This window comes from Bradyrhizobium guangdongense (genome assembly GCF_006483445.1).
GTDB classification, from domain to species: Bacteria; Pseudomonadota; Alphaproteobacteria; order Rhizobiales; family Xanthobacteraceae; genus Bradyrhizobium; species Bradyrhizobium guangdongense_A.
In genome coordinates this window covers 21,025-27,937 of sequence record NZ_PPPT01000068.1, presented here as the reverse complement: position 1 = coordinate 27,937, position 6,913 = coordinate 21,025, and the positions used below count along the sequence as shown (strand labels likewise).

The window sequence follows — 6,913 nt, the reverse complement described above, 5'->3', positions numbered from 1 at the left end:
ATCGCGCGCGGCGCGCGCCAGAGCGGGGCTCAACAGGCGCGGGTTCGCGGCGCCATCGTCGGGCGCGAACGAGCCGGCCACGACGTCGGGGCCGAGCCAGGGATATTGCTGATGGATGGCATTGCCGCCGATCATGATCAGCGGAAGTCCATTGGCCTTGGCCACGTCGAGATAGGCGATGAGGTCGGCTTCCTCGGCCTGGTTGCGCGCCAGCTTCAGGTGTCCGGTCACCTCGAATTCGCAGTCGGTGCCGATGAGCTGCGGCAGCCTGGCCCAGATGTCGCGGGAGCGTCGGGCGAGGGGCAGCTCCGCCGGATGCCGGCCCTGCTGGCGCACGCCGCCGTAGTTGACGCCGCTGGCTTGTCCACCGATCTGGCCGCGCTCGAGCAGGATGCATCGTGCGCCGCGCTTTGCGAGATGCAGGGCCGTGGAGCAGCCTGCGCCACCGCCCCCCACGATCAGGACGTCGGTCGCGGTGGTGCTCATGCGGCCTCCGCGGGAAGAATGGGGATCGGCTTCACCGGTGGCTGTCCGCGCAGGCGGCCGACCTGCTCGACCGGGCAGGACAATGTCGATGCCAGTATCTCGGCTGCGGCTGCGCCGCAGACGCGACCCTGGCAGCGTCCCATGCCGATCCGCGTGAGTGCCTTGGCGCGATTGACCTCCGGCGGCGGAAGCGTCGCAAGCGCCTCATTCGCGGCTGCGCGCAATTCGCCCGCCGTGATCACCTCGCAGCGGCAAAGGATCGTATCGTCGGCCATAGCGGCGGCGAGCTTTGCCGGAAATGGAAATGCGCGCTCCAACGCGGCGCGGAAGGCGGCACCGGCTGCAAGCCGTGCATCGAGGCTCGCCACGGCGCGGGTGTCAACCGCCAGGCCGCGCGCGGCCAGCACGGCCCAGGCGGCACGCGCACCAGCCGCTTCGGCCAGGTCGGCGCCCCGAATGCCGCAGCCGTCGCCGGCAAGGAACACGCCGTTGACGGATGTTTGTCCGCCCGGATCCATGCGCGGCACCCAATTGTGCTGCACGGGATCGAAGTCGAACGGAACACCGGCGAGGTCGGCGAGCTGCGCCTCCGGCTTCAGCCCAAAGCCGAGCGCGACGGCATCGACGGCCACCTCGTGCGAAATGCCGCGCGCATCACGCCAGCTCACCGCTTCGACCTGGCCGTCGCCTCCGATCGCGAGCGGCGTCACGCCCTCGAAGATTGGAATGCCGTGCGTGCGCAGCCAGCCGATGTAATAGAGGCCCTTGGCGAACGTTGCGCCGCCGCGCATCAGTCCGAACGCTTGGGCCGCCTTGGTGGCGAAGGGTGTCGTGTCGAGCACGGCGGTCACCTGAGCGCCGGCGCGGGCATATTGATACGCCACGAGATAGAGCAGGGGACCGGTCCCGAGAAAGGCGACGCGCGCACCGATGGCGCAGCCCTGTGCCTTCAGCGAGATCTGGGATCCGCCGAGCGTGAAGACCCCGGGCAGTGTCCAGCCCGGCAGCGGGATCACCCGATCCATCGCGCCGGTACAAAGGATTGTCTGCGCGAACGGCACGGTCCGCGCCTTGCCGTCGCTGATCGTGTCGATCACGCCGGGCTGCAAGTTCCACGCGAGCGTTCGCGGTTGGAAGTCGATCGACGTGCGCAGCCGGTCGAAGCTATCGTGGATGGCGCGCGCCTTGTGGGCCTCGAAGCCGTAAAGGGTGCGTGCGGTACGGTGGAATCCGTTTGGCTGGCGTTGATAGATGCGTCCGCCGTTCTCCGGCGCTTCGTCGATCACGATCGGGCGCAGGCCCGCGCCGACGAGAACCTCGGCTGCGCGGGTGCCGGCCGGACCGGCGCCGACGATGACGATGCTCATGGCTGCACCATCCCGCGCGACACGCGCATGCCCTCCTCGATCGGGGTGGTGCAGGCGCGCACGCGGCCGCCCCCTTCGACGTTCACCCAGCAATCCTGGCATGCCCCCATCAGGCAGAAACCGGCCCGCAGGCCATCGCCGAACTCGCTCGCGCGCAGGTAACCGCCGTCTTGCGCGAGAATGGCTGTGAGCAGGCTGTCTCCCTCGAGCGCAGCCACGGGCGCACCGTCGAGCATGAACGACACGGCGGTCCGGTCCGTCTCCGCCAGGCGCTGCAATCTCATAGCATGTCCTCCAGCCGGCAATTGACCAGCAGCTCGGCGATGGCTGCGGTGTTGGGCAGCCGCAGCACCGTCGCGATGAGTTCGGCGATGTCGCGCGGATCGCTCATCTTCTCGCGCGGCCATTTGGTGACATGCGCGGTCATGTCGGTCGCGACGAAGCTCGGGCAGATCGCGGTCGCGCGGATGCCGTGCTCCCAGCCATATTGCCGCACGGCATGGGTGAGTGCGATGAGCGCAAACTTGCTCATCGCATACCCGGCATTGGGATTGCGGACGCGCTTGCCCGACATCGAGGCGACGTTGATCACACGACCTTCGCCGCTCCTGGCAAGATGCGGCAGCGCGAGCCGAATGAGCCGCAACGGCGCCTTGACGTTGATCAGCATCATGGCGTCGAGCGCCGTCTCGTCGGGATCGGTGAGATCGGCTTCCGGATTGATTGCGGCAGCATTGATGAGGCCGTCGAGCCGGCCGAAACGGTCGATCGTCGCCGCAACCCATGCTTCCGCCGACAGCAATGACTCCGCATCATAACGCTGCAGCATCAATTGGTCCGATCCGACCAGTCCGCGGGCATCGCGCACTCCGGCGGAGACGCGATAGCCGCCCGCGGTCAGGCGCTCCACCACGGCGCGGCCGATGCCGCGCGAGGCGCCGGAGACCATCACGACCCGGCCAGATGCTTCAAGCACGGGCAAGCTCCCTGGCGAAAGTATTGGTTGCTATGTGACAGCGGGCGAGATGCTGCGGGGCAGCGGCCGCCAGAACCTGCGGCGCCTCGCACCCTTCGCGGCGCAAGGGGCAGCGGGGCGCGAAGCGGCACCCCCTGGGCATGTCGGTGAGAGGGGGCACGCGGCCAGGAATGGCGGCGAGCACCTGCTCTGCGCGATCCATGCGCGGAATCGCCGAGAACAGCGCGCGGGTATAGGGATGAGCGGGCCTTGTGAAGATCTCGTGCACGGACGCTTCCTCGACGATCTGGCCCGCATACATCACCGCGACCCGATCGGCGATCTGGGCGACGACGCCGAGATTATGCGTGATGAACAGCATGGCCATGCCGTGCCGGCCCTTCAGGTCGGCCAGCAGCCCGAGAACCTGCGCCTGGATGGTTACATCGAGGGCGGTTGTCGGCTCGTCGGCGAGCAGCAGCGTCGGTTCGCACGCGAGCGCCATCGCGATCATCACGCGCTGGCGCATGCCGCCCGAGAATTGATGCGGATAATCGTGGAAGCGGTGTTTTGCGGACGGAATTTTCACCTCATCGAGAACGGCGAGCGCCTTCGCCTCCGCATCCCCTCGCGACATCCCGCGATGGACGCGCAGCGCTTCAGCAACCTGCGAGCCGATGCTCATCACCGGATTTAGGCTCGTCATCGGCTCCTGGAAGATCATCGTCATGCGGTCGCCGCGCAGAGCTTCGAACTTCGTCTCATCGATCGTTCGCAGATCGGTTCCGTCGAGGAGGATGCGGCCTGCCGAGACGCGCCCTTGGGGCTCTGGCACGAGACCCATGATGGAGAGCGCGGTGACCGATTTTCCGCAGCCGGATTCGCCGACCAGAGCGAGCGTCTCGTCGCGATCGAGCGCGAAGGAGATGCCGTCGACGGCCGGGTACCATTCCGCACGAATGCGAAATTCGACCCGGAGGTTTTCGACACGCAAGACCGGTTCGCGCATGGGGCTGGACTGCCGGAGCGAGGACGTGACTTGCTATTCAGGTCTTTGCTCCACCTCGTGTCAATGCCATATTCCAATATACGCAAATACATGGCGCCGTTTTTCCGCTATGTGTAATCAAGGCGCGAATATGCGGGGAGTATTTTCATCTGATGGATGATGTTTCCGGCGAAGGACCTTCTGGAAGCCTGCCACGCGCCGTGGCCTTGCTGCGTGCGCTGGCCACGAGCGGCGGCGAGGGGATGCGGCTGACGAATGCGGCTGCGACGGCCGGCGTGACGCCGGCTTCGGCGCACAGGTTGCTCCGCATGCTGATCGATGAAGGTCTCGTGGAGCAGGATGTGCGCAACAAGCACTATCGACTCGGCATCGAGCTTTTTTCACTTGCCGCCCGCGCCGGCAGCCCTGGCAATCTGCGTGATGTTTGCCGCCCTGCGCTGTTGCGGCTGTCGGCGGCGTTGGGCGACACTGCCTTCCTGCTGGTTCGCAGCGGATATGATGCGGTCTGTCTCGATCGCTGCGAGGGACCGGTACCGATCCGCTCATTCACCGGCGATATCGGAGGCAAGGTGATCCTCGGGGTCGGGCAGGGCAGCATGGCCATCCTTGCTCACCTGCCGGAAGCCGAACGCGAGGAGGTGATCCGCTTCAACCTGCCGCGTCTGCTCAATTTCGGTCCGTTCGACGAAGTGTTCTTCCGCAAGGGAATCGAGCAGGTGCGGGAGAGCGGCTACGCGGCGCGCGGGTCGGGACTCCTGCCGGGCATGGCTGGTGTCGCCGTTCCGATCCTTGACCGCGAGGGGCGGCCGCTCGCCGCGATCAGCATCGGCACCACGGTCGAACGGCTGAATGCCGAGCGCATGCCGACCGTGGTTCAGGTGCTCCGCCGCGAGGCGGACGCACTGGCGGCGAAGATCAACCCGTTCGACGCCGCCTTGCGCCGGCCGGGGCAACATGCCGTCTCGTATTGAGAAGTCCCACACGTAACGTCGACTATTTTCCCGTCATCTCGGCGCGGTACCAATCGCCGATTTCGCTTGCGGTCATCAGGGCGACGCCATCATGGGAGATGACGTGGTCGAGCAGCGCCTCCAGATATTTGATCCGGTGTGGCACGCCGGTGATGTAGGGATGGATCGAGATCGCCATCACCCGCGCATTGTCGGCGCCTTCGAGATAGAGCCGGTCGAACTGGTCGGTGCAGCGCTTCAGGAACTGTTCGGACGGCAGATGCTGGAGCGCATGGATGACGATGTCGTTGGTCTCCACCGAATAGGGAATCGTGGTGATGGTGCCGTGGGGCGTGGCGATGTCCTGCGGCAGATCGTCGATCACCCAGTCCGCGACATATTCGATGCCGTTGAGGCGGAGCAGGTCGAGGGTCACATCGGTTTCGGTGAGGCCTGGGCTTTCCCATGAGCGCGGCGGCTTGCCGGCGAATTTGGCGATGGTGTCGACCGCGCGCTTGATCGCATCGGCCTGGTTGTCGAGCTTGTGCATGGGACCCTGCAGGAAGCCGTGGCCCATGAACTCGAAGCCCGCTTCGAGTGCGGCGGAAGCGACGCGGGGATAGGAGTTGCAGACATTGCCGTTGATCGCGAGCGTGACCGGAATGTTGCGCTCGGTGAGCGCTTTGAACTGGCGCCAGAAGCCTGCGCGCATGCCGTATTCGTGCCATGACCAGTTCGGCACGTCAGGCAATAGCGGCTGCCCCATCGGCGGCGACAGCACCGTGCGCGGCATGGCGTTCTCGATCCGCCATTCCTCGACATTGAGGATGACCCAGACGGCGAGGCGCTTGCCGCCGGGCAGCTTGAGCTTTGGGCGGTCGATTTGCGCGACATAGGGAATGCGATCGGAGAGGGCCATCTCGCTCACCCTGCGGCGTCGCGGCTGCGCGCAGAGGCCGCGTTGACGCGCGGCATCACCTGCTCCGCCATCAGGATCATGGAGCGGCGGCCGAGCTCGCGGTCGCGCCAGTCCTTGCCGGCGTAGAGCAGCGTGCCGAAGCTGCCGACGTCGTCCTGGAACGCCAGCAACTGGTCGGCGACGCTGTCAGGCGTGCCGTAGATGATGAGCTTGTCGCAGACCATCTCCAGCGTGACCTCGTCGTCGGGCTGGTCGCGCCGTGTCTTGAACAGCTCGATGCGGCCGTTTCGCTTCAGCTTGGTGAAGAGCGAGCGATAGTAATAGACGTAAGGTCCGTTCGGATCGGTGGCATAGGCTTTTGCGGTCGCGGCATCCTTGGCGACGAAGACGCTTTTGGCCACGCGCCAGTTGGCGGGATCGGCCGGACGGCCGGCGCGTGCGCAGCCCTCGACATATCGGGGCCAGTGGCTCTTCACCCAGGCCGGCATCAGAAAGTTCGCGGAAATCGGTTCCCAGCCGCGCGCGGCGGCCTCCGTGACGCCCTTGGAGAAGGGGGCGACCGCCGTCACCACGATCGGCGGATGCGGCCGCTGCAGCGGTTTTGCGATAAAACCCTGGCCGATATCCTCGATCAGTGTCCTCTCGGTCGAGATGGTCCAGTATTTGCCCGCGAGATTATAGGGCGGCTTGCCCTCCCAGATCGCCAGCACCTGGTTGATCGCCTCCAGGAACATCGCGTTGCGGTCGGCATCGAGATTGCCGAACAGCTCGGCGTCCGACAGCAGTCCGCCCGGGCTGATGCCAAAGATCAGCCGCCCCTCGAGCATGTGGTCGAGCATGGCGACGGAGGCGGCAATCGCCGCCGGATGGCTGTTCGGCATGTTGACCGTGCCGGTGCCGAGCCTCATCCGTTTGGTGGCGGCGGCAAGCCAGGCGATGAACGCGATGCAGGAGGTGATGTTTTCGGCGCGGTCGGTGACGTGCTCGCCGACATAGGCTTCCGAGAATCCGAGCTCATCCGCAAGCAGGAACGCTTCCCGGTCCTCCCCGAGGGATTGCCGCCAATCCTTGTCCAGGGGATGGATCGGCATCGTGAAGAACCCGAGCTTCATGATGTCTGCGTCTCCCGCGCGGTTTCTTGCTTGGCGGGAGGGTGCGTCGGCCAATCGATCAGCGCAAGTCCGAAAGTCGAAAAGAGCGCAAAGTCCGGGCCGCTTGACCTTTGAA

Annotated in this window: 8 protein-coding genes; 1 reads left to right on the top strand and 7 read right to left on the bottom strand. The window is 65.8% G+C overall.

Annotated elements, in window-relative coordinates; genetic code table 11:
• From C2U70_RS10100 to C2U70_RS10080, 5 genes are all read right to left on the bottom strand, one after another.
• A partial coding sequence (locus C2U70_RS10100; protein WP_140977859.1) for an NAD(P)/FAD-dependent oxidoreductase occupies positions 1 to 486 on the bottom strand: 486 nt, incomplete at its 3' end.
• Positions 483 to 1,853, bottom strand: coding sequence for an NAD(P)/FAD-dependent oxidoreductase (locus tag C2U70_RS10095; protein WP_140977858.1), 1,371 nt, complete (start codon positions 1,851 to 1,853; stop codon positions 483 to 485). The genes C2U70_RS10095 and C2U70_RS10100, both read right to left, overlap by 4 nt.
• Positions 1,850 to 2,137, bottom strand: a complete 288-nt coding sequence (locus C2U70_RS10090; protein WP_140977857.1) for a (2Fe-2S)-binding protein — start codon at positions 2,135 to 2,137, stop codon at positions 1,850 to 1,852. Before C2U70_RS10090 ends, C2U70_RS10095 begins: the two co-directional genes overlap by 4 nt.
• Positions 2,134 to 2,829, bottom strand: a complete 696-nt coding sequence (locus C2U70_RS10085) for an SDR family NAD(P)-dependent oxidoreductase (protein ID WP_140977856.1) — start codon at positions 2,827 to 2,829, stop codon at positions 2,134 to 2,136. The genes C2U70_RS10090 and C2U70_RS10085 overlap by 4 nt, the downstream gene beginning before the upstream one ends.
• Complete coding sequence (locus C2U70_RS10080) at positions 2,822 to 3,817, bottom strand: ABC transporter ATP-binding protein (RefSeq protein WP_140977855.1); 996 nt, start codon at positions 3,815 to 3,817, stop codon at positions 2,822 to 2,824. The genes C2U70_RS10085 and C2U70_RS10080 overlap by 8 nt, the downstream gene beginning before the upstream one ends.
• 152 nt (positions 3,818 to 3,969) lie before the next feature.
• Between C2U70_RS10080 and C2U70_RS10075 the strand changes: the two genes are divergently transcribed.
• A complete protein-coding gene (locus C2U70_RS10075) occupies positions 3,970 to 4,788 on the top strand; it encodes an IclR family transcriptional regulator (RefSeq protein WP_140977854.1) in 819 nt (272 codons plus the stop codon).
• 22 nt (positions 4,789 to 4,810) lie between these two features.
• Here C2U70_RS10075 and C2U70_RS10070 read toward each other — a convergent pair whose 3' ends face one another.
• Positions 4,811 to 5,686, bottom strand: coding sequence for a polysaccharide deacetylase family protein (locus tag C2U70_RS10070; RefSeq protein ID WP_140977853.1), 876 nt, complete (start codon positions 5,684 to 5,686; stop codon positions 4,811 to 4,813).
• Between the two features lie 5 nt (positions 5,687 to 5,691).
• Positions 5,692 to 6,798 carry an LLM class flavin-dependent oxidoreductase gene (locus tag C2U70_RS10065; protein ID WP_140977852.1) on the bottom strand — a complete coding sequence of 369 codons (1,107 nt, stop codon included), beginning with the start codon at positions 6,796 to 6,798 and terminating at the stop codon, positions 5,692 to 5,694.
• Positions 6,799 to 6,913 lie beyond the last annotated feature (115 nt).

Coding starts and splice junctions, on each gene's coding strand:
- C2U70_RS10080 (WP_140977855.1), bottom strand. CDS start 3,817: ATGCGCGAACCGGTCTTGCGTGTCGAAAACCTCCGGGTCGAATTTCGC.
- C2U70_RS10065 (WP_140977852.1), bottom strand. CDS start 6,798: ATGAAGCTCGGGTTCTTCACGATGCCGATCCATCCCCTGGACAAGGAT.
- C2U70_RS10095 (WP_140977858.1), bottom strand. CDS start 1,853: ATGAGCATCGTCATCGTCGGCGCCGGTCCGGCCGGCACCCGCGCAGCC.
- C2U70_RS10090 (WP_140977857.1), bottom strand. CDS start 2,137: ATGAGATTGCAGCGCCTGGCGGAGACGGACCGGACCGCCGTGTCGTTC.
- C2U70_RS10070 (WP_140977853.1), bottom strand. CDS start 5,686: ATGGCCCTCTCCGATCGCATTCCCTATGTCGCGCAAATCGACCGCCCA.
- C2U70_RS10075 (WP_140977854.1), top strand. CDS start 3,970: ATGGATGATGTTTCCGGCGAAGGACCTTCTGGAAGCCTGCCACGCGCC.